The 26,349-nt window shown below is 57.5% G+C and carries 22 protein-coding genes; 10 read left to right on the top strand and 12 right to left on the bottom strand.

The annotated features are described in order from the left end of the window. Window positions 1-5 precede the first annotated feature (5 nt). Complete coding sequence (locus AC6I8T_RS09750) at window positions 6-392, top strand: RidA family protein (RefSeq protein ID WP_208725423.1); 387 nt, start codon at window positions 6-8, stop codon at window positions 390-392. Between the two features lie 162 nt (window positions 393-554). Further along, on the top strand, window positions 555-1,376 hold the full coding sequence (locus tag AC6I8T_RS09755) for a DUF2218 domain-containing protein (protein ID WP_208725424.1): 822 nt from the start codon (window positions 555-557) through the stop codon (window positions 1,374-1,376). Window positions 1,377-2,178: 802 nt separating this feature from the next. On the opposite strand, the gene hpaI is transcribed toward AC6I8T_RS09755, so the two are convergent. From hpaI to hpaD, 7 genes are all read right to left on the bottom strand, one after another. Then, window positions 2,179-2,943 (bottom strand): 4-hydroxy-2-oxoheptanedioate aldolase, encoded by a 765-nt coding sequence (gene hpaI / locus AC6I8T_RS09760; protein WP_497834289.1) that lies wholly within the window; start codon window positions 2,941-2,943, stop codon window positions 2,179-2,181. A 7-nt stretch (window positions 2,944-2,950) separates the two neighbouring features. Continuing rightward, complete coding sequence (gene hpaH, locus AC6I8T_RS09765; protein WP_208725537.1) at window positions 2,951-3,754, bottom strand: 2-oxo-hept-4-ene-1,7-dioate hydratase; 804 nt, start codon at window positions 3,752-3,754, stop codon at window positions 2,951-2,953. Between the two features lie 2 nt (window positions 3,755-3,756). Beyond that, window positions 3,757-4,632, bottom strand: coding sequence for a fumarylacetoacetate hydrolase family protein (locus AC6I8T_RS09770; RefSeq protein WP_208725425.1), 876 nt, complete (start codon window positions 4,630-4,632; stop codon window positions 3,757-3,759). A 120-nt stretch (window positions 4,633-4,752) separates the two neighbouring features. Then, a complete protein-coding gene (locus AC6I8T_RS09775; protein WP_013509026.1) occupies window positions 4,753-5,799 on the bottom strand; it encodes an amidohydrolase family protein in 1,047 nt (348 codons plus the stop codon). A gap of 35 nt (window positions 5,800-5,834) precedes the next feature. Continuing rightward, a complete protein-coding gene (locus AC6I8T_RS09780; protein ID WP_497832165.1) occupies window positions 5,835-7,121 on the bottom strand; it encodes an FAD-dependent monooxygenase in 1,287 nt (428 codons plus the stop codon). Window positions 7,122-7,146: 25 nt separating this feature from the next. Beyond that, entirely contained in the window at window positions 7,147-8,373 is a 1,227-nt protein-coding gene (locus AC6I8T_RS09785; RefSeq protein ID WP_208725427.1) for an MFS transporter, read from the bottom strand. A 61-nt stretch (window positions 8,374-8,434) separates the two neighbouring features. Continuing rightward, window positions 8,435-9,448, bottom strand: a complete 1,014-nt coding sequence (hpaD, locus tag AC6I8T_RS09790) for a 3,4-dihydroxyphenylacetate 2,3-dioxygenase (protein WP_497833762.1) — start codon at window positions 9,446-9,448, stop codon at window positions 8,435-8,437. 363 nt (window positions 9,449-9,811) lie between these two features. On the opposite strand from hpaD, the gene AC6I8T_RS09795 reads away from it, so the two are divergent. The 6 genes from AC6I8T_RS09795 to AC6I8T_RS09820 all read left to right on the top strand — a co-directional run bounded on the left by AC6I8T_RS09795 (window position 9,812) and on the right by AC6I8T_RS09820 (window position 15,790). Next, window positions 9,812-10,777, top strand: a complete 966-nt coding sequence (locus tag AC6I8T_RS09795) for an alpha/beta fold hydrolase (protein ID WP_051337943.1) — start codon at window positions 9,812-9,814, stop codon at window positions 10,775-10,777. A gap of 78 nt (window positions 10,778-10,855) precedes the next feature. Beyond that, the gene (locus AC6I8T_RS09800) at window positions 10,856-11,596 is read left to right on the top strand and encodes a response regulator (RefSeq protein ID WP_021183306.1); all 741 of its coding nucleotides are present in this window, start codon (window positions 10,856-10,858) and stop codon (window positions 11,594-11,596) included. Further along, on the top strand, window positions 11,593-12,894 hold the full coding sequence (locus AC6I8T_RS09805; protein WP_497833763.1) for an ATP-binding protein: 1,302 nt from the start codon (window positions 11,593-11,595) through the stop codon (window positions 12,892-12,894). The genes AC6I8T_RS09800 and AC6I8T_RS09805 overlap by 4 nt, the downstream gene beginning before the upstream one ends. Window positions 12,895-13,166: 272 nt before the next feature. Then, window positions 13,167-13,658 carry a hypothetical protein gene (locus AC6I8T_RS09810; RefSeq protein ID WP_497833764.1) on the top strand — a complete coding sequence of 164 codons (492 nt, stop codon included), beginning with the start codon at window positions 13,167-13,169 and terminating at the stop codon, window positions 13,656-13,658. Window positions 13,659-13,824: 166 nt separating this feature from the next. Next, on the top strand, window positions 13,825-14,583 hold the full coding sequence (locus AC6I8T_RS09815; RefSeq protein ID WP_208725431.1) for an alpha/beta fold hydrolase: 759 nt from the start codon (window positions 13,825-13,827) through the stop codon (window positions 14,581-14,583). Between the two features lie 19 nt (window positions 14,584-14,602). Beyond that, window positions 14,603-15,790: a cytochrome c biogenesis protein DipZ gene (locus AC6I8T_RS09820; protein ID WP_497833765.1), complete on the top strand. Its 1,188-nt coding sequence runs from the start codon at window positions 14,603-14,605 to the stop codon at window positions 15,788-15,790. A gap of 69 nt (window positions 15,791-15,859) precedes the next feature. On the opposite strand, the gene AC6I8T_RS09825 is transcribed toward AC6I8T_RS09820, so the two are convergent. Further along, the gene (locus AC6I8T_RS09825) at window positions 15,860-17,278 is read right to left on the bottom strand and encodes an aldehyde dehydrogenase family protein (RefSeq protein WP_497833766.1); all 1,419 of its coding nucleotides are present in this window, start codon (window positions 17,276-17,278) and stop codon (window positions 15,860-15,862) included. Window positions 17,279-17,386: 108 nt separating this feature from the next. Between AC6I8T_RS09825 and AC6I8T_RS09830 the strand changes: the two genes are divergently transcribed. Next, window positions 17,387-18,280 (top strand): LysR family transcriptional regulator, encoded by an 894-nt coding sequence (locus AC6I8T_RS09830; protein WP_021183300.1) that lies wholly within the window; start codon window positions 17,387-17,389, stop codon window positions 18,278-18,280. 9 nt (window positions 18,281-18,289) lie between these two features. On the opposite strand, the gene AC6I8T_RS09835 is transcribed toward AC6I8T_RS09830, so the two are convergent. From AC6I8T_RS09835 to lplA, 3 genes are read right to left on the bottom strand one after another with little or no spacing between them, the layout of a single operon-like run. Continuing rightward, window positions 18,290-18,751, bottom strand: coding sequence for an RES family NAD+ phosphorylase (locus AC6I8T_RS09835; RefSeq protein ID WP_036625260.1), 462 nt, complete (start codon window positions 18,749-18,751; stop codon window positions 18,290-18,292). Next, the gene (locus AC6I8T_RS09840; protein WP_021183298.1) at window positions 18,748-19,191 is read right to left on the bottom strand and encodes an Xre family toxin-antitoxin system antitoxin; all 444 of its coding nucleotides are present in this window, start codon (window positions 19,189-19,191) and stop codon (window positions 18,748-18,750) included. Before AC6I8T_RS09840 ends, AC6I8T_RS09835 begins: the two co-directional genes overlap by 4 nt. Window positions 19,192-19,248: 57 nt before the next feature. Then, window positions 19,249-20,265, bottom strand: a complete 1,017-nt coding sequence (gene lplA, locus AC6I8T_RS09845) for a lipoate--protein ligase (RefSeq protein ID WP_036625368.1) — start codon at window positions 20,263-20,265, stop codon at window positions 19,249-19,251. A 244-nt stretch (window positions 20,266-20,509) separates the two neighbouring features. On the opposite strand from lplA, the gene AC6I8T_RS09850 reads away from it, so the two are divergent. Then, window positions 20,510-21,622: a lactonase family protein gene (locus AC6I8T_RS09850; RefSeq protein ID WP_021183296.1), complete on the top strand. Its 1,113-nt coding sequence runs from the start codon at window positions 20,510-20,512 to the stop codon at window positions 21,620-21,622. Window positions 21,623-21,654: 32 nt separating this feature from the next. Here AC6I8T_RS09850 and AC6I8T_RS09855 read toward each other — a convergent pair whose 3' ends face one another. After that, window positions 21,655-26,226, bottom strand: coding sequence for an ATP-dependent helicase (locus AC6I8T_RS09855; protein WP_497833767.1), 4,572 nt, complete (start codon window positions 26,224-26,226; stop codon window positions 21,655-21,657). Window positions 26,227-26,349: the final 123 nt, after the last annotated feature.

Raw genomic sequence — 26,349 nt, forward strand, 5'->3', positions numbered from 1 at the left:
ATGATATGAGCCGACGCGAAAGTATCTATATTGATGCCTTTCCCCATACCAATCCGATCCCGGCGGCGTGTCGGATAGGCGCGATGTTGTATTCCGGGGTGATCTACGGACGCGACCCACAGACCCAGCAGGTGCCTGCCGATCTCGGCGAGCAGTGCGCGCTGATGTTTAGCCATATCGAAAGCATCGTTAAGGCGGCGGGTGGCACGCTGGAGGACGTCATTAAGGTGACGTTATGGATGCAGGATAAATCGCAACGTGAGGTGGTGAACCGCTACTGGCTGGCGACATTCCCGGATGCCAACGCCCGCCCGGCACGCCATGCGCTGGACGGCAACTTCAGCGGTAATACCTTAATTCAGTGTGACTTTATCGCGGTACTGGATCGTTAATCTCTCATTGCGGGCAGTGATTGTATCTGCCCGCACCTTTCTCTATATTCCCTGTGCAACGGAAACGATGGCCGTAACGACTTGGACTATGTCGGAAATTTCGATATATTTAAAATTCAGTGATCATTGTGTGGTTATTTGCGTAACTGCGTGGGGGCAGTCATGGTTGGACAAAGCGAAATGGATACGCAGCCTGCGGCTGGCAAAACGGGTCGCCGGGCGCGTGCCTTCGATTATGGCGAGTTACGCCTGCTGTTGCTGGCGATCATCGCCAAACAACCCAGCCACGGCTATGAGCTGATCCATGAAGTAAATGAACGTCTGGGCGGCACCTACAAACCCAGCCCCGGCGTGCTCTATCCGGCGCTCACCTGGCTGTACGATCGCGGCTATGCCGAGATTGACTTAGAAAAGGGCGGGCGCAAACGCTACCGCATCACCGACGAAGGGAATGCGTTCCTCAGTGCCAACAAAACCGTGATTGATATGTTGGTGGCGCGTGTGGTGCCAAAACATCAGGGACAAGGCAAGTCGCCGCAGGCGATTGTTGAGGCGATGGACCATCTGAAACGTGCGTTAAGTCTGCGTGCCAAAATGGAGCCGGTGGCGGATCAGGTGGTCACGCGTATCGGGGAGATTATCCATGTTGCCGCTAACCAGATTGAAGCGTTGCTCAATGCGCCGACCCTGAGCGAAGGTGCGGCGAAGTGCGTGGCCGATATCGTGACGCCAAACGGCGAGCGTTTTCTGCGCCGTCTCGGCAGCCATTTTCAGCACCGCACCCCGGTGGTGATGGATGAGAACAGCGGCCATTTCCGCATGAGTATGGGGGAGGTTCGTATGGAAGTGCTGGACGGTATTTTCCGCGTCACCCTCACCGCGTTGAATGAAGAGAAGCTGACCGAGATGCAGCATATTCTGGTGCGCCATCTGGAAGAGGCAGCGGTACGTGAAACGTTGGAAGTGATATGGCAGCAGGTTTAAGGTAAAAACCGCGCGATAAATCGCGCCGCTACCGAAGATTGCCCGGTCTGTAGCGGCGCGATTTATCGCGCAAATCCGCGCATCCGTATCGTCAATCATTGTCCGGTCTGTAGCGGCGCGATTTATCGCGCGAATCCACGCATCCGTATCGTCAATCATTGTCCGGTCTGTAGCGGCGCGATTTATCGCGCGAATCCACGCATCCGTGTCGTCAATCATTGTCCGGTCTGTAGCGGCGCGATTTATCGCGCAAATCCGCGCATCCGTGTCGTCAACCATTGCCCGGTCTGTAGCGGCGCGATTTATCGCGCGAATCCACGCATCCGTGTCGTCAATCATTGTCCGGTCTGTAGCGGCGCGATTTATCGCGCAAATCCGTGCATCCGTATCGTCAATCATTGTCCGGTCTGTAGCGGCGCGATTTATCGCGCAAATCCACGCATCCGTGTCGTCAACCATTGCCCGGTCTGTAGCGGCGCGTTTTATCGCGCAAATCCGTGCATCTGTGTCGTCAATCATTGCCCGGTCTGTAGCGGCGCGATTTATCGCGCGAATCCACGCATCCGTGTCGTCAACCATTGCCCGGTCTGATTTGCGCGATTTATCGCGCAAATCCGCGCATCCGTGTCGTCAATCATTGTCCGTTCTGTAGCGGCGCGATTTATCGCGCAAATCCGTGCATCTGTGTCGTCAATCATTGTCCGGTCTGTAGCGGCGCGATTTATCGCGCGAATCCACGCATCCGTGTCGTCAACCATTGCCCGGTCTGTAGCGGCGCGTTTTATCGCGCAAATCAGAGCGACTAGCGAAAATCCGCCGCCAGCGCCGAGGTGGCTTTCACCAACAATCCCACATCGCTACCCACCGCAACAAAGGTGGCACCCAGCTCCAGATAACGGGCGCAGAGCCTGGGATCGGCACTCAAAATTCCCGCCGCTTTACCGTGAGACTGAATGCGTACCAGCGCCGCCTCAACCACCTTCTGGACTTCCGGCGCACCTGGCTTGCCGGGAAAACCCATATCCGCCGCCAGATCGGCAGGTCCAATAAACACCCCATCGACCCCGTCAATAGTGGCAATGGCATCCAGTTGCGCCAGACCAGCACGGCTTTCCACCTGCACCAGCAGGCAAATCTGTGCATTGGCGCTGGTGAGATAATCTGGTGTGCGGTTAAAGGCTGAGGCCCGTGCCAGCGCCGCGCCGACGCCACGGATACCCTGCGGTGGATAACGTACCGCTTTCACCAGCGCCTGAGCCTGTGCGGCACTCTCCACCATCGGGATCAGCAACGTTTGTGCGCCAATATCCAGCAACTGCTTAATCAGCCAGGGTGCATCCATTGGCGCACGCACCACCGTATGCGCGGGCGAGGCTGCCAGCGCCTGTAACTGCTGCATCAACAGCGGTACGTCATTGGGGGCGTGCTCGCCATCCAGCAGCAGCCAGTCAAACCCGGCACCGCCACAGATCTCAGCACTGTAAGGATTGGCGAGCGCCAGCCACAGGCCAATTTGCGGCTGTTGGTTGTGCAGCGCCTGTTTAAAACGATTAATCGGTGCAGACATCATTACCTCACGCAAAGTAGCAGCTGACGGAACCGTGACGGCCATAGTCAGCATGGATGGTGTCGCCGTGACGGGCCTCGATCGGACGGATAAACGAACCGGCAAGCACGATTTGGCCGGCGGCAAGGTGGTCGCCATACTGCGCCAGTCGGTTCGCCAGCCAGGCGATGCCGCGTGCCGGATGGTTCAGAACCCCGGCCCCTAAACCGGTTTCCTCGACTGTGGCGTTGCGCGACACAATCGCGCCCATCCAGCGCATATCGACATTTTCTGGCGCAAACAACTGGCTACCTAACACGATGCCTGCGTTGGCGGCATTATCAGAGACGGTATCGACGATAGTGCGCGCTTTGCCGCTGGCAGCATCGCTACGCACGATGCGGGTGTCGAGAATCTCCAGCGCCGGTAGCACATAAGCGGTGGCGGCCAATACCGCTTCAACGTCCACGCCTGGCCCGCGCAGTGGCGCGTTAAGTACGAATGCCAGTTCCGCCTCGATACGTGGCTGAATAAAGCGGTCAGCCGGGATGGTGGCCCCGTCATCAAACACCATGTTGTCGAACAGCACGCCGGAATCGGGAGTGTCGATATTCAAGGCGTACTGCATCGCTTTCGATGTCAGGCCAATTTTCCAGCCGATGACCTTCCGCCCGCCCTCAATTTTTTGCCGCACCCACGCCTGTTGCACCGCATAGGCATCATCCAGCGTCATCTGCGGGTAGCGCAGCGACAACAACCCGGTCTGGCTGCGGCTACGCTCGGCCTGGTCCAGCGCTTCGACGGCGGCGAATAACTCGCTCTGGCTTAACATGGTCACACCTCATCCTTAACGTGATTGCGCAGGGTGCCAATCCCTTCGGCGTGGACTTCAATCACATCACCGGGCTTCAACCAGACCGGTGGCTCAAAGCGCGCGCCCGCACCGGTGGGGGTGCCGGTGAAGATGATGTCGCCGGGATTAAGCGGGATAAAGGTTGAGATATAGGCGATGATCCAACGGAATGAGAACGTCATATTGCAGGTGCGGTCGTCCTGACGCAGTTCACCGTTAACATGGGTGGTCAGACGAATATCCGCGATCTGCGCGGCTTCGGTAAAGGGCACCAGCCACGGGCCAATCGCGCCGGAGCGATAGAAGTTCTTACCCTGAGTGACATTGAATTTACTGTGTCGCACCCAGTCGCGCACCGTGCCTTCATTGCCAAGCGTAATGGCAGCGATATGGTTTAACGCCTCGCTTTCAGGAATCCGGCGACCAGATTTGCCGATCACCATCACCACTTCACCTTCGTAATCAAGCTGCTCACTCTCGGCGGGGCGCAGCAGCGGCTGCTGATGGCCGGTGAGTGATTCAGGAAAACGGACAAACATCGACGGATAATCCGGCGCGCTCTGACCGTCTTTATATTCAGCGTTGCGGTTGGGGTAGTTCACACCAATGCACAGAATTTTGCCTGGTTGCTCAAGCGGCATCTCGAACTGGATATCGGTCAGGGCATAATCCACCGGCAGGTTTTTCGCCTCGGCGGCCAGCGCGGTGAGGGCGTTATCAGCGATCACCGCATCCAGCGTCGGCCAGCGATTGGCAAAGCGCGGCTTAAGGTCGATCACCCCAGCGCCACTGATCAAACCATAGCTTTGCACCTGACCCTTTTCGGCGGAAAAACGGATAAATTGTGGTCGTTCCACGGGTTTTCTCCCTATTTTGGCAAAAATGCGGCGAGCAGAAGCCCGCCGCTCCCAGCATGAAGGCTGAGCAGTTTTCAAGACACAGGAGGGTTTGCGGCGTTGACGCAGCGCCGTGGCGCGTTATGCCAGGTTGAACATGCGCGCGGCGTTACCACCCAGAATGTTGGCTTTGTCTTCGGCGCTGATATCGAGACTCTCGATGGTTTCAATGCCTTTAAAGAACCAGTCTTTACGGATCGGGTAGGAGCTGCCGTACAGGATGTTTTTGCCGCCAATCACTTTCACTGCGGCTTCCAGTTGCGCTTTGCCCCATTGCGGCGCGCCGGAGGTATCAAAGAAAATGTTGTTGCTCAGTTGCGCACGCAGGTTGCCGGTGCCGGTCTGGAAACGATCCACCGCATCGTTGAACTGATGTTGTGGCGGTACCAGCATATCGGCGAAGGCGTAGAACGCACCGCCCAGCATCGAGTGGATAAAGCGCAGGTTTGGCAACTCATCAAACATGCCGCTGAACAGCTCACGACCCACCGCTGTCGCCTGATCCACGCAGCGACCAAACTGGCGACGCTGGTTGGTGTAAGGCAGCACGGAGTTGAAATCCACCGGCAGCGGGGTGTGGTGAACCACCACCGGCACCTTGAGGTCGTTGAGGAACGTCAGGTATGGACGGAACGCCGGGTCATCGAGGTAGATTTGGCCGTAGTGCGCCACGATTTGCGCGCCACGGAAACCGAGTTGATTCAGGCAACGGTCCACTTCACGCAGGCAATCGTCAGTCCCCCACGGTGGAACCACCGCCAGCGCTGACATGCGGCCTTCGCTGCGTTTCACGTATTCCGCCATGCGGGTGTTGACCTCTTTACAGGTCTCCAGATCCAGCCACTCCTGCCACACCGGCAGACGGAAAATGGCGTGATCAACCCCGGCTTTCTCCATATCCGCCAGTTGGCTTTCCAGCGTGTATTGCCCTTCGGCGTAGTTGAGGTTAACAAAGCCTTTCGGCTGCTCAATGATCAGCTGGCTCAGTTCCTTGCCTTCAATTTTCTCCACGCGAGTGTGCACGCCATATTGTTTTGGCACGCAGTCGAGAAATGAATTCAGCAGTTTCTTGTCAGAAAACAGCTCGCCCGGCAGCCAGTGCATGTTGGCATCGATAATCTTGCTCATAGTCAGTTCCTTTCTGTCTCAATTAAGGGGATAAATTATTTTTGGGTGGCAAAAACTGATTTGTATTTCGTCGGTTGGTCGGTCTCTTTTTCTGTCGGGATGCGCATACCGGCTTTGGCGTGGTACTCGCTGAAAATCGACAGGGCTTCTTCGTGCGGGAAGATGTTTTCAATGTCGTCGAACGGCTTACCACCGCTACGTTCTTCGACGATACGGCGCACCACTTCCGGGCCTTCGCCGCGTGATGCCAGCACCAGCCAGTTCACCTTCTCGCGGCGCTCCAGCTCATAGGCTTGCAACGCGGCGACCGGGTCAGCGATGGTGGCGAGTTTCTCGGCGATGACGCGGGCATCGACAAACGCCTGGCAGACGCTGTTGCCACCGCGCGGATACATGGCATGGGCGGCGTCGCCGAGCAGGGTGATGCGGCCAAATGACCATTGCGGTAACGGGTCATGGTCGATCAACGGGAACAGATAGCATTCGCGGGCGTTGCGGATCATGGCGCTGACATCGATAAAATCGAGCTGGCAGTCGTCAAACACATGCTCAATCTCTTTGACGCCGGTTTCCTGGTTCCAGTCCTCTTCGCTTTGTGGTTTCTCGTTCTGCTCAATCACCCAGTTCACCAGTTGATTGCCCTGGTCATCGACGTTGTTCTGGATCGGATAGACGATCAGCGTGCCCTGACGAATCGGATCGCCGATATGCAGAATGCTGCCGCCGGTTTTGAACGGCGGCATCACGGTGACGCCGCGATATAAGGTCAGACCGGAGAAGTGGCTGCGGGCTGATTCCGGCAGCAGTTTGCTGCGCACCACCGAACGGATACCATCGACGCCAATCACCACATCGGCGCGCACGCTTTGCGGAGCATTGGGATTGAGACGGGTATCAAAATGCACGGTTACGCCGCTGTCATCCTGTTCGAAATGGCTGCAACGGCAACCAAGGGTGATGGCATCCGCACCGAGGCGTTCCTGTACCGCTTTGTACAGCATCATTTGCAGATGGCCGCGATGGACGAAGCGTTGGTCGTATTCGTAGCCCATATGCTTGCCGCATTGCTCGCCAAAAATTTGCTGGCCGTAGCCGGTATAGAAAATGGACTCTTTAGCTTCTACGGAGATGTCGACAAAGGCGTCGTACAAACCCATTTCAGTAATTTCTTTCACCGCATATGGCTTGATATCTACGCCGACTCCCAGCGGTTTGATTTCAGCGACGGCTTCAAACAGGCGCGGGCGGAAACCCTGTTGATGCAGGCGCAGGGCGGCAGCCAAACCGGCCGGGCCGGCACCAATGATGACGATATCCAACATAATGACTTCCTCTTGTTATTCAGAGTTAACTGTGGCTTTTCAGGGTATTAGCTTTGAGATCGTGACCGGGCTGGCGCTGTACATCGCGCAGCCAGATCGGTAATCCGGCGAGGCAGACCACCAGACCACCGAGAACCAGCAGTGCCAGCGACTGCGGGTCTTCACTGTTCTGCGCGGCGATAAACAGCGGTGGGCCTAAGAACACACCGACCAGCGTCAGTTGGGTGATCAGACCGCTGGTGGCTCCGATGCTTTCGCGTGATGGCGCGACCACCGGAGCCAGCGCCCACATGCCCACCAGCAAACCGCTGCCGAACATAAACAGCCAGGAAGCACCGATGGACAACATAAAGCCGAGCGGCAGGGTGAAAATCGCCAGCGCGGGTGCGCCGGTCAGTACCAGGCCTACTACGCCAATCGCGGCAGCTCTGACCCCCCGGTTCAGCAGTGCGCCAACCATCAGGCAGCCAATGCCGTTACATACCATCGCCACCACGTTCCAGTGGGCGACTTCCAGCAGTGGCACGCTGTAGCGTTTGGCGAGATACGGGGCGAGGGTGGAGATAATGCCGGTTTGCAAAAAGGCATCAGCACCGAAGGAAATACCCAACAGGTAGATCAACGGGCTACGCAGCACGGAGCGTAAGCCTCGGGTGCGTGAGAATTGTGCCTTCTCTTCTGGCGTGCGACGCGGCAGGCTGACGGTGGCGACAAACGCCAGGGCCAGCGTCAGGACCGAGTGCGCCAGGAAGGCAGCACGCCAGTTGCCAAAATGGTCGGCCAGACCGGCTGAAAGGAACGGCAGCAGAAAACTGGCAGGAACAAAGGTGGACCACAACGCCATCGCCATATTACGTTGCTTACCGGTGGTGATGCGGATCAGCAAGGTCACGGCGGCCACGGCGGTTAACACATAACCGATGCCGGTAACGATGCGCCCGCCCAGCAGCAGATTAAACGACGGTGCCGCGACCACGCAGATATCCCCCAGCACAATCACCACGGCACCGATTAGCAACACCACCCGATCCCCGGCGCGGTCGACGATATAACCCGCCAGCAGCGCGCCGAGAGCCACCATCAATGATGGCAGCGACATAATCAGGCCGATCTGGCTGTGTTCAAACACATGAAACTCTTTGGCAATCGAACCTAACTCAGTCACCGCTTCGCTGACCGTCATGGCTGCCATCACGCCGAGCGCGTAGGCGACCAGAATCCGCACCAGCGGGTTTTGAATAAATGTACTCACGATCCGTTCTCCCAATAGCTGATTTCACACAGGATTTAGCGTTATGGATTGACGCAGGCGCTTAGCCATCATTGGCAAGGGCGAGAAAGCGCTCCAGCGTGGGCGGATCGATCGGGGTTTCCGGCTGGATAACCGGAACGTTGGCGAAGGGCGTCGCTTCGGTAAACCATTTGTTTTGCGCCGGGAGTCCCCACTGGTCGGCACGTTTGGGATCGGCCAGATTCCAGCCAAGCGCCGGTTCGATGTCGATATGCTGGTAGTGGGTATTAAACAACTCGATACGATGGCCGTCGGGATCGCGGAAGTAGACGAACAGGGCACCGCTGATGCCGTGACGACCCGGACCTCGTTCCAGTTGCGGTGCGTAACCGAGCGCACCGGCCACGTCACAGGCGCGGATCATGTCGTTAGTATCGGGCAGGGTGTAGGCAAAATGGTGCAGGCGCGGCCCCGGCCCCTGGGTGAAGACGATATCGTGCGGATTCCCTTTGCGCTGTAGCCAGACGCCCCACAGATGTTGATTGTCTTCGACCTGCGACCAGGTGTATTCGCTGACGCGAAAACCCAGCGGCTGATAGAACGACCAGGCCTGACGTACATCGCTGGTTTGTAACTGATAGTGGTCAAGGCGCTGGGCGCTGGCACCGCGATAATGCTGGTAATTTTTCAGCATGCGCTCACAGGCATCCATCGACGCGCAGAATTCCAACGGGACGCCAACATGGTCGGTGACATGCAGGGTTAAGCCCTGAAAGGGCACCTCAACAATGCGCGTTTCCTTACCCTGTGCGGCGAAATAGTCTTCCGCTTTATAGATATCGTCATCGCGGCACACGCGCATCCCGATACGGGCGCAGTGGGTATCGCTGGCTTTTTTTAACACCAGGCTGTGATGCCCACGTTCCTCTAATCCGCGCAGATACACGCTGGACGCATCCTCATCACTGACCACCAATCCGATTAAATCGGTGTAGAAGCGTTTGCTGACCTCAAGGTCACGAACGTTCAGGACAACATGACTGGCACGCGTCACGTTGAAAGGTGGCTCCAAAACCAACTCATCGATCTGTGGCATGGGTATGTTCTCTCTTTCAGATAAAAGGGGTACCGCTCAGTGTTGTTGTAATAAATTTAGATATATCGTGTTAATAGATATATCTCATAATGTTGCCGGGATAGGAGATCGAGCGCACAGATTGAAAGGAAAATTTTTGCGGTGTGATAAATCGAATAATGCCGGTTTCGTAGCGGCGCGATTTATCGCGCAGGTTTGTATCGCACTGTATCTGCATTGCTCCCCAATACATCGCGAGGCAAAAATCCGGGTTAGCAGAAACAAGCGCTATACATCGGGGTGGTGTAATTCAGGCGTTGTCACTTACACATCAAATTTTCTGGAGAGAACGCCATGTTACGTAAATCACTGTTAGCGACCCTGATGACCGCCACCGCCCTGTTTGCTACCACTGCTGCGGTGGCTGCCCCGACTGAAGCCGATTACGCCCAGGCCTTCCACACCATCCACCAGGTGAAAGCCGGGGTGCTGAATGTCGGCTATGTCGATATTGGCCCGCGTGATGGCCAGGCGGTGATTCTGTTACACGGCTGGCCGTACGATATTCAAAGCTATGCTCAGGTTGCGCCACAGCTGGCGGCACAGGGCTATCGCGTTATCGTGCCTTACCTGCGCGGTTATGGTTCAACCCGCTTCCTCTCTGCCAGTACGCCACGTAACGGGCAGCCCTCAGCGCTGGCGGCTGACACCGTGGCATTGATGGACGCGCTGGGGATCAAACAGGCGGTCTTCGCCGGGTTTGACTGGGGGGCACGTACCGCCGATATCGTGGCGGCGCTGTGGCCGGAGCGCGTGAAATCGCTGGTTTCCGTCAGCGGTTATCTGATCAGCAGCCAGGAGATCGGTAAAAAACCGCTGCCGCCGCAGGCGGAGCTGCAATGGTGGTATCAGTTCTATTTCGCCACCGAACGTGGCCGTGAAGGCTATGCGAAGAACACCCATGATTTTGCCAAATTAATCTGGCAGCAGGCGTCACCGGGCTGGAAATTCAGCGATGCGACCTTTAACCAAAGCGCACAGGCGCTGGATAACCCGGACCAGGTCGCCGTGACGGTCAGCAATTATCGCTGGCGTATCGGGATGGAACCGGGAGAAGCGAAATATGCCGCCTATGAGAAAAAACTGGCGACGCTGCCGGTGATTAGCGTACCGACGATTACGATTGAAGGAGATAACAACGGTGCGCCGCATCCGGCTCCGGCGGCATATCGGGCAAAATTCAGCGGCAAATATGAGCATCGTACCTTCAGCGGCAATATTGGTCATAACCCGCCCGCCGAAGACCCGCAGGATTTTGTGAAAGCTGTCGTTGATGCGGCAAAAATGTAATTCTGTGGTAATAAGTTATTGTCGGACCGGTATTTTATGACCGGTCTTTTTTGTCTGGCCCGCTGACAGGAGGTTGTTTTGGAGCACATTGATCACATCCTGGTTGTTGATGATGACCGGGACATCCGCGAACTGATCACCGACTATCTGGTGAAATCGGGTTATCGCGCCACCGGTGCCGCCAATGGCCGTGAGATGCGTGCGGTGCTGGCAGCGAATGCGATAGACCTGGTGGTGTTGGACATTATGATGCCGGGTGATGATGGTCTGACCTTGTGCCGCCAGCTACGCAGCGATCCACAACGTAACCTGCCGATTTTGATGCTGACGGCGCGCAGCGAAGACAGCGACCGTATCCTCGGTCTGGAGATGGGCGCGGATGATTATCTGATCAAACCCTTTGTCGCGCGTGAATTGCTGGCAAGGATCAAAGCGATTCTGCGCCGTACCCGCGCACTGCCGCCCAACCTGCAAATCACCGAAACTGGTCGCCTGATTGCTTTTGGTGACTGGCAACTGGATACCTCGGCGCGCCATCTGCTGGATACCGACGGGGTCATCGTCGCGTTGAGCGGGGCGGAATACCGTCTGCTGCGGGTGTTTCTCGATCATCCGCAACGGGTATTAACCCGTGACCAGCTGCTGAACCTGACTCAGGGGCGCGATGCCGAACTGTTTGAACGCTCGATTGACCTGTTGGTCAGCCGTTTGCGCCAGCGGCTGCGCGAGGACGCGCGCGAACCCGCGTACATCAAAACGGTACGCAGTGAAGGTTATGTGCTGGCTGCGCCGGTCACCATTAAAGAGGTCAATGTATGAGGCTCTGGCCGCGTTCGCTGTTATCGCGTCTGGTGTTGATTGTGCTGCTCGGTCTGGTGCTGGCAAACGGTATGACGGTGGTCAGCCTGATGATTGAACGGATGAGCAGCGCCAAAACCGTGATGCTCGGCAATCTTGAATACGATGTGGCGACCAGCGTGGCAATCCTGGATCACCTCTCCCCGTCAGAGCGTCCCGGTTGGCTGGCGAAGCTGGCGCGTGGTAATTATCGCTATGAATTGTCGGCGGGGCAGCCCGGCCCCTGGCCGGATAGCTGGCGGGCGCGGGATGCCATCCGCTCGTTGCAGGAGACGCTGGGCGGCCAGTACCCGTTGACCTTTACCAATGTACCCGGCCCGCGTCTGCATATTCAGGCCCATATCACCTTACACGATGGTGCGCCGCTGACACTGGATCTCTGGCCGCGCATGCCCGCGATTGCGCGCTGGTTGCCGGTGGTGTTGTTTGCCCAACTGATCTTGCTGGCGGTCTGTGCCTGGATAGCGGTACGTCAGGTAGTCAGGCCGTTTATGCGTTTCACCCAGGCGGTGGAAGGGTTAAAACCGGCCAGCGCCAGTGCCAGCATCATGCCGGAAAATGGTCCGGCAGAGGTGCAACAGGCCGCGCGGGCCTTTAATGCAATGCAGTTGCGTATTCAGGACCATTTGCAGGAGCGAGCACAGATTCTGGCGGCAATATCCCATGACCTGCAAACCCCTATCACCCGTATGAAGTTGCGGGTTGAGATGTCGGAACAGCCCGAACTGCGCGACAAGTTGCTGGGCGATTTAGACAATATGAGCCGCCTGGTACGCGAGGGCATTGACTATGCACGCTCCGCACAAATACCGGATGAGACGCCGCAGCGTGTCAGCCTCAATGCGTTTTTGGATAGCATTGCCTGTGATTACCAGGATGTGGGAAAAGCGGTCAGCTTTTTGCCCTGCAAAGGGCTGGATAATTTCAGCATTCGTCAGCAGGCGTTACGCCGCATTATGACCAACCTGATTGATAATGCGCTTAAATTTGGTTCTCAGGCTGAGGTGGCGTTATCCAGAACGGCGGAAGGCGGCATGAAAATTCATGTGCGTGATAACGGCCCCGGCATTCCGGAAGACGAACTGGAGGCAGTGCTGAAACCATTTTACCGGGTGGAAAGTTCCCGTAATCGCCACACCGGCGGCACCGGGCTGGGACTGGCGATCGCTTCGCAATTGATCAATCAGATGTCAGGGAGCCTGATATTGAGTAATCGCGCGCAGGGAGGGCTGGAGGTTCAGATTATATTAAGGGGATGAGCGGCGGTATTCTCAGGTGGCTGTCTCTGATTCTCAGTATTAATTCATATCTGTTGGTGGGATAAGTGCGCATTTTATCTCACCCCTCTGTTGTGATCATCATTAATTCATAATCAAATTATTCTTTTTCTATTTTCCTGACCTCATGGCCGTGACAGGGTACCGGTACTCAATCGCCACTATTATGCCTAAACCTAAGGTAACGGGTTGATTATGAAAATATCGAATTATGTTGTGCCTTCGATGTGACGCCAGCCGGGGATGTTTATCTGTTGGGTCTGATGAATGACAATCGCAAAGTAATACACTACACCGTGGTCAAAAATGATTTCAAGACCCTCTATTCCGGTGAAGTGAAAAGCCGCTATGATAGCAATATATTATGCGACTCACGGGAAAACATTGTACCTGGCGACCGTGATGATTTTTATTTTCGTGCCGAATGGAGTTATGATCCTGATTTCCTGGAAAGCCGTAATTATGGCTCCATCCATCATGTGAAATTGAAAGAACAGCAGAGTGAGACGGTATTTAGCCACAAGGATACCAGTATCAACAGTCTGTTCCTGAATAAAAACAGCAAGCGTTTATATGCCACAATGGCACCCATCTGGACGCCCGATCAAGGCGAGGCAAAAGTGAAGATTCACAAGATTTGGCACCCGCAGGGAGGAAAATTCACGCTGGGTCTGACGGATGATATCACCAGGCCAGGCACGGTGCAGACGATGGGTGAATCTGTCGCGGTGACGGTCACCCCCTGAAGCGTAACCACTTTGTAGCTTTATGTATCAACGCCACCCCCGGACATGCAAGACGACAAAAACCGGGGGGAGCGGAAACGTTGTGAACACAACCAACGGGTTAAATAACGTCACTGCCAGATGACGCAGTGGTTAATTTCACTCAATCATGTTCACGAGGTTTCTGATGAAAAAGTTCCTGTTTAGTACACTCGCCGCCGTTATCCTCTCTTCGTCCTGGTCGGCGCTGGCTGCGCCGGTTGACACCGTGGTGTTGGTACACGGTGCGTTCGCCGATGGCAGCAGTTGGAATCAGGTGATCCCGCAACTGCAATCCCATCATCTCAAGGTGATCTCCGTTCAGCTGCCGCTGACCTCATTACAAGATGATGTGGCCGCAACCCAGCGTGCGATAGCGCGTGCGCCGGGTAATGTGGTGCTGGTGGGGCATTCATGGGGCGGTACGGTGATCACCGAAGCCGGGAACGATGCACGCGTCAAAGGTTTGGTATATATCGCAGCCTTCGCGCCAAACGCCGGGCAATCCACCGGTGAGCTGGCAGGGAGTTATCCACCTCCGGCGGGTAGCGCGGATATCGCCAAAACGCCGGACGGTTTCCTCTATTTGCCTGCCGCCACGGTGGCGAAGGACTTTGCCGAAGATAGCCCGGCTGCCCGGCAGAAAACCCTGACGGTGACACAAGGACCGATCCGCGCAGCGGCTTTTGGTGACAAAGTCAGCCAGGCTGCCTGGACGCAAAAACCGAGCTGGTATCTGGTCAGTACCCAGGATCGCATGATCAACCCGGATCTGGAACGGGCGATGGCACAGCACATTCACGCCCACACCCGCAGCGTGGCCGCCAGTCATACCTCAATGTTGAGCCATCCCACCAGCGTCGCGCAGATCATCACCCAAGCGGTCGATGGCAGTAACGCCCAATAACCCACAGGGGAAAAAACCTATGTCATTCATTATTGCGTTTCTCGCCGGGATGTTGACGTTGCTGAGTCCCTGTACGTTGCCGGTGATCCCGTTGGTGTTTGCCAGCGTGCGCGGTAAAAAAGGTCAGATGGTCGCTCTGCTGGTGGGGATGGTGTTGGTCTTCACCGTCGTGTCTCTGCTGATTTCGGTCGCCAGTAGCTGGGTGGTGCAGGTGACGCAAGCGGGGCGCTGGCTGGCGTTGTTATTCCTGGCACTGACGGCCGTCACGCTGCTTTCGACGCGGGCGGCCCAGGTAATCACCGCACCCTTGACGCAGTTGGGTAACCGTATCAATGACGCCAGCAATCGACGTAGCGGCCTCGCCGCAGCGCTGCTGGCGGGGTTGGCGATTGGCATGTTGTGGTCGCCCTGCGCCGGGCCGGTGCTGGGGGCGATTCTCAGCCTGGCGATCACCGCCAAAGATCCCCTCTCCGTTGGCTCGCTGCTGATTGCCTATGGCAGCGGTTGCGCACTGATGCTGGCGCTGCTGTGGTTTGCCGGGCGGGGATTGCTGGCCCGCCTGCGTCCGGGGTTGGCGGTAATGACACGTATACGTCAGGGGGCGGGCGTGTTGATGTTGGCTTCGGTGGCGTTACTGGCCAGCGGCAGGCAGGGCGTTTTACAGGCAGGGCCGCAGTTGGCGCAAAATCTTGAACAGCGCTTAAGCTACTTCCTGCCGGTCAGCGCCCCCAAAATCACCCCGGTGCCGGTGGTCGAGCAGACACACAGCGGCTTCCCTGGGCTGGAGGGGGGAACCTCCTGGTTCAACAGCGCGCCGCTCAATCGTGCCGATCTGAAAGGTAAAGTGGTGTTGATTGATTTCTGGACCTATGACTGCATCAATTGTCAGCATACGCTGCCGCATGTGCGTGACTGGGCGAAGAAATACCAGGCGGAGGGGTTGACGGTCATTGGCGTTCACACGCCAGAGTATCCGTGGGAACGCGACCCGGCGGCGGTGGCACGCGCCATCAAGCAGTGGGGATTACCGTATCCGGTGGTGGCCGATAATAACTACGCCATCTGGAATCGTTTCGGCAATATGTACTGGCCTGCACATTACATTTTCGATGCTCATGGTCAGTTGCGTTACACCGCGTTTGGCGAAGGGGATTACGCCGGGCAGGAAAAGGTAATTCAGCAACTGTTGCAGGAGGCAAAAGCCTGACGTAGCGGCGCGATTTATCGCGCTGCTACGTGCGCGGGGCGGTAAAAACCCGCGCGATAAATCGCGCCGCTACGCGACAGTGAGCGCGCGCGATTCCAGAAACGCGGTGATCCCCGCTTGTCCCATCTCGCGTCCGATACCCGAACAACGAAATCCACCAAAGGGCGCACGGGGTTCATGTGTCAGGGTATTGATCATCACGCGTCCCGCCAGAATCTGCTCACCAATCTGGCGGGCATGGTTTTCATCTGCGCCAATGACCAACGCCGACAGGCCATATTGGGTATCGTTGGCAATGGCGATCGCTTCCTGCTCATCACGGTAAGTCAGCATGCACAGCACCGGACCGAAGATCTCGTCGCGTGCAATCGTCATATCATTGCTGACATCGCTGAATAAGGTAGGTTTGACATACCAGCCGTTACGCAGAGCATCTGGTCGTCCGACGCCCCCGGTCAGCAAACGGGCACCCTGTTGCACGCCGATATCAATGTAGCGCTGGACCCGCTCCCATTGGCGCTGGTTAATCATCGGGCCGATGGTGGTCGCGGCATCTGCCGGAGGTCCCGAACGCTGGCGCTGCACGGCAGCGGTCAGTTCATGTTCAAACTCCGCTTTCCGATGTTCCGGTACCAGAATACGCGTACCGGCAATACAGGCTTGCCCGCTGTTGATAAAGCCGGCCTGCACCGCCAGCTCGGCGGCATGACGGGCATCAGCATCAGGTAAAATCAGGGTGGGGGATTTTCCACCCAGTTCCAGCGTGACCCGTTTAAAGCTGTCGGCTGCGCTGCGCAAAATGGCTTTACCTGTCTCGGTCGAACCGGTAAAGGAAATTTTCGCCACATCAGCACTGGTGCTGATGGCGTGGCCCACGCTGGCACCGCGTCCGGTGACGATATTGAATACGCCAGACGGCAATCCGGCGCGATCTAACGCCCTGGTCACCACGTCGGTTTGCCAGATGCTGAACTCGCTCGGTTTAATCACCGTGGTACAACCGGCGGCAATGGCGGTCGCCAGTTTATGGCAGATAAATCCGGCGTTGCTGTTCCACGGCGTGATCAACCCTGCCACCCCCAGTGGCAGCATTTGTACCGTGGCGCGACCCGCCTGCTGCACAAAGGGGTAGGTGCGCAACTCGGTCATCACCTGTTGCACGACATCCGCTGGATAGCGCGCCATCCACTGCGAACGTGAAGCGGGGGCACCATATTCTTCGCGAATCGCCTCGTGTAACGCCTCTTCGCTTTGTTGCAGGACCTCGACCATATTGGCCAGCAACGCCAGGCGATCTGCGACGCTAAGGCGAGAAAAATCGGCAAAGGCAGCTTTGGCCGCCGCAATCGCTTGTAATGCATCGTTTTCATCTGCCAGCCGGGCTTTGCCGATAACGCTACCGTCAGCAGGTTTGATAATATCCAGCCACTCGGTGCCCGTCGGAGTGACAAAGCGGCCATTGATATAGATGTGTTCGAATGAGCGCATCAGGGGTTTCTCCTTGTTAGGCGGGTGTGCAGAGCAAGGTAGCACGCGGGCACTGGCGCTATAATCCGCCTAACCCTGCAAAGGGTATTGCGTCTGACGGAATAATCGATGAATCGAACCGGTATCAGTGAACTTGAAATTGTGCTGGCAGTGGCGCGGCGTGGCAGTTTTAGCGGCGCAGCCAGTGAGCTGGAGATCTCGCCTTCGGCGGTGACCAATGCTGTCGCGGCGCTGGAAAAGCGCCTTGGGGTGCGGCTGTTTAATCGCACCACGCGCAGCGTCGGGTTAACCGAGGCCGGGCGGCGTTTTACGCAGAAAATCGCTCCGGCGGTGGAGATGATCCGCAGCGCATCTGAAGAAGTTGCCAGCCAGCCCGCCGATCCTGCCGGGACGTTGCGTATCAATGTGCCGCCGGAAAGTTGTGCGCTGTGGTATGACGACATTCTGCTGCCGTTTCTCGCGCGCTATCCACGTATTCGCGCGGAGATCCACAGTCAGAAGGAGAAAGTGGATATTGTGGCGGCGGGTTATGACGCGGGTATCCGGCTGGCGGATGATATCCCGGCGGATATGATCGCGGTGAAGCTGACGCCACCGTTGCAGATGATTCTGGTCGCGTCCCCCGACTATATTTCCCGCTGTGGCGCACCGGAGCAGCCGCAGGCGTTGAGCGATCATCCTTGCATCTGCATGCGTATGGCGGATGGCAGCATTTATCGCTGGGAACTGAGCCAGCAGCAGCGTCGCTATAAGGTTCAGGTCGAGCCGCAGTTGGTGGTGAATGACTTGGCTTCGGCGCAGAAAGCGGTCACCGGGGGATTGGGCATTGCCTGTCTGTCGCAGCGACATGTCGTAGCGGATATACAGGCTGGCAGGTTGGTGCGCTTAATGCCGGAGTGGCAGGTTAATCTTGGCGAGCTATGTCTTTATTATCCGGGCCACCGCCTGGTGCCACCGGCGTTGAAGGCGCTCACCGGCTTTGTCCGGGAGAGGTTTACGTAGCGGCGCGATTTATCGCGCAAAACGTTGATCGAAACGGAAGGGGATCTCCACCGCATTTTTAATCAGGGGCGCAAATTGCGGATGCTCGGGGTTGAGCAGGTAATTAAACTCAACCGGCGATAAGGCGCTGGGCACACGTAACGCAACAGATGCCTGGCTGTCGATCCAAAAATCACCAAACTCACGCAACGCAGCGGGGGCCTGCGCGGCCGCCCAGTCCTGCGGTAATTGCGCCGCATCAACCCATTGAATTAAATCGTCTGGCACCTCAATGCTTAACAGGGTGAAGAAATCGAGAATGCTGGCGCTTTGCAGGTGGATAAGGGTTTCCAGCATGGTGAGGGAGGCGGTTTCGGAAGCGTACACCATCGATACGCCGATGCTGTTCCAGCGACCGCCACCTTCCCTGGCACCGTAGCCGCTCCACGCCGAGCTGAGAAAACGCGTTTTCGTCATCCGATATAACTTCACGAATAGACACCGTGCTCAAGGCGGGTGATCAGTTTCAGCACTTCATAAGCGCCGGTTTCGGAGGAGACTAAATCGCCGGGTTTTTGATTACCGAGGGCGCGCGCAGGCTCGTTCAACCATTGCAGCGCCTTTTCTCTGTCGCCTTCAAACAGTTCCACGGCGCGATCCATAACGCGAATAAAACGCACCAGACGTTCGCTCTGTTCCGCAGTAAAACGGTTTTTTAGCCCACGGGTAAAGGTGGTGCCGGGGATGCCGGTCATATGGCGCAGATCAGCCTGCGTAATACGCGCCCATGACACGATACGGCTGGCGACGGAACCCTCGAGACCGGCATCAATCTGGCCCATCAATAGCACGCCATCGGCACTGGTTAACCCGGCGAACTGCCACAAACGCTCTGGCGTTACAGGGGTGGCCGGGAGAGTGAATTGTTTCATTGTGCACCTCCATTTGGTGAGTTAATTATAACCATATGGTGATGGAGTGCAATGTACTCAACGCAGGCTGGCGAGCAACCATTGCCCCAACTGCGCCAGTTCGGCCTGCTGTTGTGGATATTCACTCTCCAGACGCGTCAGTTGCGCGGCAACGGCTTCCGGGCGGTATATTACGCCGCTTAAACGTGCTGCCAGCGTTTCCAGCGGTGCCGGATTCAGGCTATCGGTAAAGATCTGGCAACGGCTGATGCTGCCGCGCTCAATGTCAAAATGGATCTCCACGCCGCCCCAGCTAAAACGTTGATCGAGCAGATGGGAGAAATCCGGTGCCTGGCCGAAATTCCACTCCCAACTGCTTTGTTTGGCAAATTGTTCGGCAAAACCGGGCAAATCAGGCAAGGCCTCAGGGGAGATAAATTCAGGCTGGCACTGATCCTGATAGTACGCGAACCACGACTGCGTGACCGCGTCACAAATTTTCGCATAACTGATATCCGGCATCAGTTCGATCAAATTTGCCACGCGTGAGCGCACGGAGCTAATCCCTTTGGCCTGCAATTTTTTGATGTCAGGATTGAGATAATCCGCCAGCCGTGACAGATCTGCGTTCATCAGGAAAGTACCGTGATGGAAACCGCGATCGGGTGTTTCGCGGTAGGCTGAGCCGGAAATCTTGCGCACATCGCCCGCCACATTGACCACGATATCATTACGACCCGAAGCCTCTGCGCTGATGCCAAGACTCGCCAGCGCGTGCAGGATAATCGCGGTCGAGACGCTTTTATCATATTCCGGTTTGCCAGCCATAAAGGTAAAGCAGCAGTTACCCAAATCGTGAAACACCGCGCCACCGCCACTGCTGCGGCGCGCCAGTTTGATGTGATCTTCCGCCATGCGCCGGGTGTTGCACTCTTTCCACGGATTCTGCGCACGCCCAATCACAATGGTTTCCGCGTTTTGCCAGAGAAACAACACGCGCTGGGTGGTGGGCATCTGGCGGAAAATACAATCTTCCACCGCAAGGTTAAACCAGGGGTCGTTTGATTGGGACACTAACAAGCGCAAACTCGTCATACCGGACTCCGTTTCCATCATCAATGCGCCTGATGTTAAGCCATCCGCCACCAGTGAGCCAGTGCACAATCCTGGATTAAACTTTTTGCGCTAAAAAACACTAACCCATTGAAATGGTGTGCCCTTTGTCAGGATGCCCAAAGCGTGTCGGGCAATCACACATTACCCGGCGGCATAATGCCGCCTATATCTGTAGGCGGTGAAGCAGCCTGCCTGGGGTTGCTCCTGAATCGCGGAGATAATAATGAAAATTGCTCTACGTCTGGCGTTGCTTACGGCGCTGACTTTTAGTGCGCCATTGCTGGCGCAAACCTTTGTTTATGTATCCGAAGCCAGTGACGGCAACATTGCCCGTTACAGTCTGAATGAGAAAACCGGCGCGCTGACCTTACTCGGGCAAACCTCCGCAGGGGGGAAAGTGATGCCGATGGCGCTGAGCGCCGATCATCATCGCTTGTACGCCGCGATCCGCAGCCAGCCCTTAAGGTTGATGAGTTGGACGATTGATGCGCAAAACGGCGATTTGTTGCAGGCCAACGAAACCCCGGCCGCAGCCAGTTATCCCTATATCAGTACCGACAGTCAGGGGCGTTTTCTGTTGGGTTCTTCCTATGATGGCGATGTGGTGCACGTTTATCGTCTGGCCGCTGACGGCAAGGTTATTGCACCGCCGGTGGCCGCGTATAAAACCGGCCATGCCGCGCACTCGGTGATTAGCGATGCAACCGGCCGTTCAGTTTATGTTGGCAACCTCGGGACCGACCGGGTGTTACAACTCAATCTTACCCCGGACGGCAGCCTGACGCCGATTGGCAGCGGTTTTGTTGCAACGGAAGCCGAGAATGGTGCGCGTCATTCCGTCATGTCGCCGGATAACCGTTATCTGTACAACATTGGTGAGATGGGCGGCATCATTACGCAATTTCAGCGCCAGCCCAACGGTGCGTTGAAAAAAATCGCCGAGTGGCCCAACGCAGTGGCAGCGCAATATCATCTGCAACATGGTCGTGAGCGCCTGGCCGATTACAACGATCCCACGCCGCGTATCTGGTCGGCGGATATCCGTATCACCCCGAATGGTCGTTTCTTGTATGTGACCGAACGCACCAGTAGCACGGTGACGGGTTATCGCGTCAATAAGCAGGATGGCAAATTAACCTTAATCGGCAGCTGGCCGGTGGAAAAACAGCCGCGCGGCATTGCGATTTCGCCCGATGGACGCTGGTTGATTGCCAGCGGAGAGAAAAGCAACGTCACCGGCAGCTACGCCATTAATCGACGCAGTGGGGTGCTCAAACGCGTTGGCAGCGCACCCGCTGGCGGCGATGCGAACTGGGTGACGGTGGTGAGTTACTGACTTTCGTAGCGGCGCGATAAATCGCGCCGCTACTAACCATACCAACTGTACCCCCTTGGCACGCGAGAAAAACCGGCTTCTTTCAGCGCGGCAAGCAGCGGGGATTGTCCGGCGGGTTGACCGTCAACACGTTCCAGGGTAAAGCTGAGGTGTTTTTCCCGTCGAAGAGCTACGCCCAGTGCCAGCACTGCGGCATGCTGTTCATCGAAGGTGGCGTTGGTGGCAAACGTCATCAATTCCTTACCGCCTTGCGGCAGATACAACAACACGCGACCAGCGGCGATCACCACCAGTGCGCCTTGACGGCGGGTGGGGCGATTTCCGGCCAGGCTTAGCGGCCACGGCAATTGCACACCGAAGGGGTTAGCGGGATCGAGCACCGCCAGCGCTACCGGGGTCCCCACCTGGCGTGGGCTATTGGCGAGTTGGCGCAGGCGATCAATCACCGTGTGGTCAGCGAACTGGGCGGCCCCCATGCCTGCGACAAAGCGGCCACGCAGCAAACGGCCGCTATCTTCCAGGCCACGCAACACCGGTTGCAATGCCGGAAAACCGCCGGGCACCTGCTCGGCGATAGCCGCGCCGCGACTGACGACAGCAAAGCGATCGAGCATATTTTCCGTCAATGCCAGGGCGCGCTCGGTGTCGGCCAGCGCCGGGCGCGCCAGCAACGACCAGCGGCCCGCCATGCTATTGAGGCCGGGACCGCTGGCAACGAGGCGGGTTGGGGCAGCATACCCCCGATGTCCATGACGATGGCGGTGGGTACGTGGTCGCGGTGTGCTGGCATGACCGGTAACGCTGCGTAAGGCTGACCAGGTGTCGGTGGTGAGATAACCGCGCCAGGCGAGATCCCACATGGCCTGGTAAATCAGGTTGGGATCGCCTTCCTCAGACGTGAGGCGCGGGACCAGTTGGCGCACAAACCAACCGCTCCCATCCTGTAACAGCGTCAGGATCTGTTGTTGCAACGGCGTCAGGGCGACGTTTTGTCCTTGACTCGCGGGTGGCAAGGTTTCGGCAGCATACTCGCTCAGATGCAGTGACACCATCCCTTCTGCGGCTGCTGCGGTGCGCTGTCCATGCCAGACCACTTCGCCACTGGAGAGCAATTCGTCCAGCATCGCAGGCTGATAATCGCGGACCCGCGCCGGGAGGATCTGCGTTTCCCACAGCGCGGCAGGCAGGGCAATTCCCGCTAGCTGTTCAATCACCCGCACCACGCCGTTGACGCCACTCAACGCCCCCTGAGCCTCACGCGCGTTGGCATCGCTGATGACTCCCTGACGTTCCAGCAGCAGGGTGACATAGACCGCCGGATCAACCGGTTTCGTGGCCTCACGCGCCGCCTGGAGCGAGCGCAGGCGCAGGCGACGGAACACATTTTCCGCCACCCACTGCGGTTCATCATCATCATCAGCAGTGGTGAAGTCACCTTTCATCAGTTTGCCCTGCTGACGTAATTCTTCCAGCGCATCGATCACCACGGCGACACCAAGGCCGAAGTGACGGGCGAGGTCTTTGCCGGTGAATAACGCGTGGGTACGGGCATAGCGCTGGAGCAAATCATATAACGGACGTGTCACGGGCTGGAGCAAGGCTGGCGGTAGTGTATCCGGCACGCGGCATCCCAGCGCATCACGCAGACGCGAGGCATCTTCTGCCAGCGCCCAGCGTGTCTCACCTGCAATGCTGACGCAAAAGATGCGCTGTGCCTGTTGCAAAGCCTGCAAACCATCACTTAACACCTCATCGCCGCTGTAGCGCAGCGCCAGTTCTGCGTGGGTTAACGGACCGACCTCGCGTAGCAGGTCTGACAACGCTTCGATACTGTTGGCGTGATAGCTGGCGGGCAGGCGCTGTAACTCTTGTTCCACCCGCGCCACCATGTCAGCATCGAGCAGCTCACGCATATCCACTTCACCAAGCAACCGCTTCAGCAGTTTGCTGTCCAGTGCCAGCATCGATGCGCGTTTCTCCGCCTGGGGAGCATCGCTGGCATACATAAATTCCGCCACATAACCGAACAACAGCGGTGCCGCAAAAGGCGAAGGGGATTCGGTGGTGACGTCGGCCAACTGAATCTCTCCCTGTTGCAGACGTGCCATCAGATGGTGCAGGGCAGGAAGATCATAAACATCCTGCAAACATTCACGGGCGGTTTCGATCAGGATGGGAAAATCATCGAACTGGCGGGCAACTTCCAGTAACTGCCCGGCACGCAGTCGCTGCTGCCATAACGGCGAGCGTTTGCCCGGATTGCGGCGTGGCAGCAGCAGGGCGCGGGCGGCACACTCGCGGAAGCGAGCGGCGAACAGCGCCGACTGACCGACCGACTGGCTCACCACCCGTTGCAGTTCATCCGGCTCAAACAGGAACAATTCAGCGCCAGGTACGCGACCGTCGCTATCGGGAAAGCGGGCGACGATACCGTCATCACTGGCCACTACGGCGGGATCGATGCCCATGATCCGGGTGATCCGCTCAGCCACCGCCAGCGCCCACGGGGCATGGACGCGTTGACCATAGGGTGAATGCAGGATTACACGCCAGTCGCCGGTTTCATCCCGACAACGCTCAATCAGCAGCGTGCGGTCGGTGGGGAGCACGCCGGTCGCCTGGCGCTGCTCGGCGATCAGCGTCTGAATATTATGACGGGCATGGTCATCCAGGGTGTCGGCTATGGGGGCACCCTGATCAACCTCGCGCAGATAGCGCCCAATGGCTTCACCTAATGCGGCAGAACGCCCCACACCTTCGCCATGCCAGAATGGCAGACGCGCCGAACGCCCCGGTGCTGGCACCACCACCACCTGATCGTGGGTGATTTGCTGGATACGCCAGGAGGTGGCGCCGAGGGTAATAATGTCGTTCACCCGCGATTCATACACCATCTCCTCATCCAGTTCCCCGACTCGCCGCGCGCCAGATTGTTCTTCTCCTTCCGGCAACATCACGCTAAACATGCCACGGTCCGGGATGGTGCCGCCGCTGGTGACAGCCAGATGCTGCGCACCGGGGCGACCACTCAGGGTGTGATTATGTCGATCCCAGATAATGCGCGGGCGCAGATTGGCGAATTCGTCTGAGGGGTAACGTCCGGCCAGCATATCCAGCACCGCTTCGAACGCGGCGCGTGGCAAGGAGCGGAACGGATCGGCGCGCCGTACCAGGGCAAACCAGTCATCAAGCTGCAACGTCTCCATCGCGGCGGCGGCGACAGTCTGCTGGGCCAGGATGTCGAGCGGATTGTGAGGCGGGGCGATAGCATCCAGGTCGCCTGCCAGCATCGCTTCAACCGTGACGGCGGTATCCAGCAAATCACGCCGGGTACGGGGCCAGAATATTCCTTTGGGCGTGCCGCCCACCTGATGTCCGGCGCGTCCGACACGTTGCAGAGCGCTGGCGACCGACAGTGGCGCACCCACCTGAATCACCAGATCGATATCGCCCATATCGATACCCAGTTCGAGGCTGGAGGTCACCACTACGCAACGAAGTTCACCGGCTTTCAGGGCGGTTTCAATCTCCAGGCGCTGCTCCTTTGACACCGAACCGTGGTGCGAGCGGGCAATCAGGTTGTCCGGCGTCTGCGTGCGTTTTTCCGTGCCGCCGGTAAAGGAGCCGTAATCAAAGGAGGCTTCCGGTACGGTCGGCTGCTCACCCAACTGGCGGGCGTAGCGTTCATTCAGGCGCGCGGTGAGTTTCTCTGCCAGCCCGCGCGAGTTGGTGAACACCAGCGTGGCGCGGTGGCGCAGCACTTCGTCAAGAATGCCCGCTTCAATATGCGGCCAGATCGATCCGGCGGCGAGCGTGGCATCCTGCACAGCCTGGCTGTCCGGACGTTGCTGGATGTCAGTCATATCCGCCACCGGAACGGTGATGGTCAGTTGCAGTGGACGCTTCGCCGCCGGATTGACCACCAGGGTTTCGCCCACCCCTCCGAGAAAACGCGCCACGGCCTCGGGGGGACGTACGGTCGCGGATAACCCAATCCGCTGCGCCGGTTGCGCCAGCAATGCATCGAGTCGTTCCAGACTGAGCGCCAGATGCGAGCCGCGTTTGCTGCCCGCTACCGCATGGACTTCATCGACGATCACCGTGGATATTCCCCGCAGCGTTTCGCGCGCTTTGGAGGTCAGCATCAGAAACAGGGACTCAGGCGTGGTGATCAGGATATCCGGTGGGCGGCGTTGCAACTGCGCCCGCTCAGCGCTGCGTGTATCGCCAGAACGCATCCCCACCTGCAAGGTGATTTCCATTTCATCCTGCTGGCGGCGTTGTGCCTCCACCCCCGCCAGCGGCAATTGCAGGTTGCGCTGCACATCGGCGGCCAGCGCCTTCACCGGCGAGATATACAGAATGCGGGTTTTATGACTGCGGGCAACTGCATCTGTCTGGCTGCGCTCACGAAATAGCGCATCGATGGCATGCAGAAAGGCCGCCAGCGTTTTACCCGATCCGGTTGGTGCAATCACCAGGCAATTTTTACCACTGGCGATGGCCTGCCAGGCTTCCGCCTGAACGGGGGTGGGGGCAGCAAAAGTGGCTCGGAACCATGCCTGTGTAGCGGGTAAGAAATGCTGGAGAGCTGCGTCTGACATCCGATTTCCCTGATTTCACTAAGGTGCGTTTTGCAGTGTAGCGAAAGCGAGCGCAGGTCGGTTTATTTATCAACAGACTAAATGAGGCTTATGCGGCAGCGGTGTGCTTTTTACTGTTGTTCA

This window comes from Pantoea sp. X-Soil-OKNW-556, from assembly GCF_059730695.1.

Excerpts from the sequence above, each read along its gene's own strand:
- AC6I8T_RS09750 (WP_208725423.1), top strand. The coding sequence starts at position 6 with ATGAGCCGACGCGAAAGTATCTATATTGATGCCTTTCCCCATACCAAT.
- AC6I8T_RS09755 (WP_208725424.1), top strand. The coding sequence starts at position 555 with ATGGTTGGACAAAGCGAAATGGATACGCAGCCTGCGGCTGGCAAAACG.
- hpaI (WP_497834289.1), bottom strand. The coding sequence starts at position 2,943 with ATGTCTGCACCGATTAATCGTTTTAAACAGGCGCTGCACAACCAACAG.
- hpaH (WP_208725537.1), bottom strand. The coding sequence starts at position 3,754 with ATGTTAAGCCAGAGCGAGTTATTCGCCGCCGTCGAAGCGCTGGACCAG.
- AC6I8T_RS09775 (WP_013509026.1), bottom strand. The coding sequence starts at position 5,799 with ATGAGCAAGATTATCGATGCCAACATGCACTGGCTGCCGGGCGAGCTG.
- AC6I8T_RS09780 (WP_497832165.1), bottom strand. The coding sequence starts at position 7,121 with ATGTTGGATATCGTCATCATTGGTGCCGGCCCGGCCGGTTTGGCTGCC.
- hpaD (WP_497833762.1), bottom strand. The coding sequence starts at position 9,448 with ATGCCACAGATCGATGAGTTGGTTTTGGAGCCACCTTTCAACGTGACG.
- AC6I8T_RS09795 (WP_051337943.1), top strand. The coding sequence starts at position 9,812 with ATGACCGCCACCGCCCTGTTTGCTACCACTGCTGCGGTGGCTGCCCCG.
- AC6I8T_RS09805 (WP_497833763.1), top strand. The coding sequence starts at position 11,593 with ATGAGGCTCTGGCCGCGTTCGCTGTTATCGCGTCTGGTGTTGATTGTG.
- AC6I8T_RS09815 (WP_208725431.1), top strand. The coding sequence starts at position 13,825 with ATGAAAAAGTTCCTGTTTAGTACACTCGCCGCCGTTATCCTCTCTTCG.
- AC6I8T_RS09820 (WP_497833765.1), top strand. The coding sequence starts at position 14,603 with ATGTCATTCATTATTGCGTTTCTCGCCGGGATGTTGACGTTGCTGAGT.
- AC6I8T_RS09825 (WP_497833766.1), bottom strand. The coding sequence starts at position 17,278 with ATGCGCTCATTCGAACACATCTATATCAATGGCCGCTTTGTCACTCCG.
- AC6I8T_RS09830 (WP_021183300.1), top strand. The coding sequence starts at position 17,387 with ATGAATCGAACCGGTATCAGTGAACTTGAAATTGTGCTGGCAGTGGCG.
- AC6I8T_RS09840 (WP_021183298.1), bottom strand. The coding sequence starts at position 19,191 with ATGAAACAATTCACTCTCCCGGCCACCCCTGTAACGCCAGAGCGTTTG.
- lplA (WP_036625368.1), bottom strand. The coding sequence starts at position 20,265 with ATGACGAGTTTGCGCTTGTTAGTGTCCCAATCAAACGACCCCTGGTTT.
- AC6I8T_RS09850 (WP_021183296.1), top strand. The coding sequence starts at position 20,510 with ATGAAAATTGCTCTACGTCTGGCGTTGCTTACGGCGCTGACTTTTAGT.
- AC6I8T_RS09855 (WP_497833767.1), bottom strand. The coding sequence starts at position 26,226 with ATGTCAGACGCAGCTCTCCAGCATTTCTTACCCGCTACACAGGCATGG.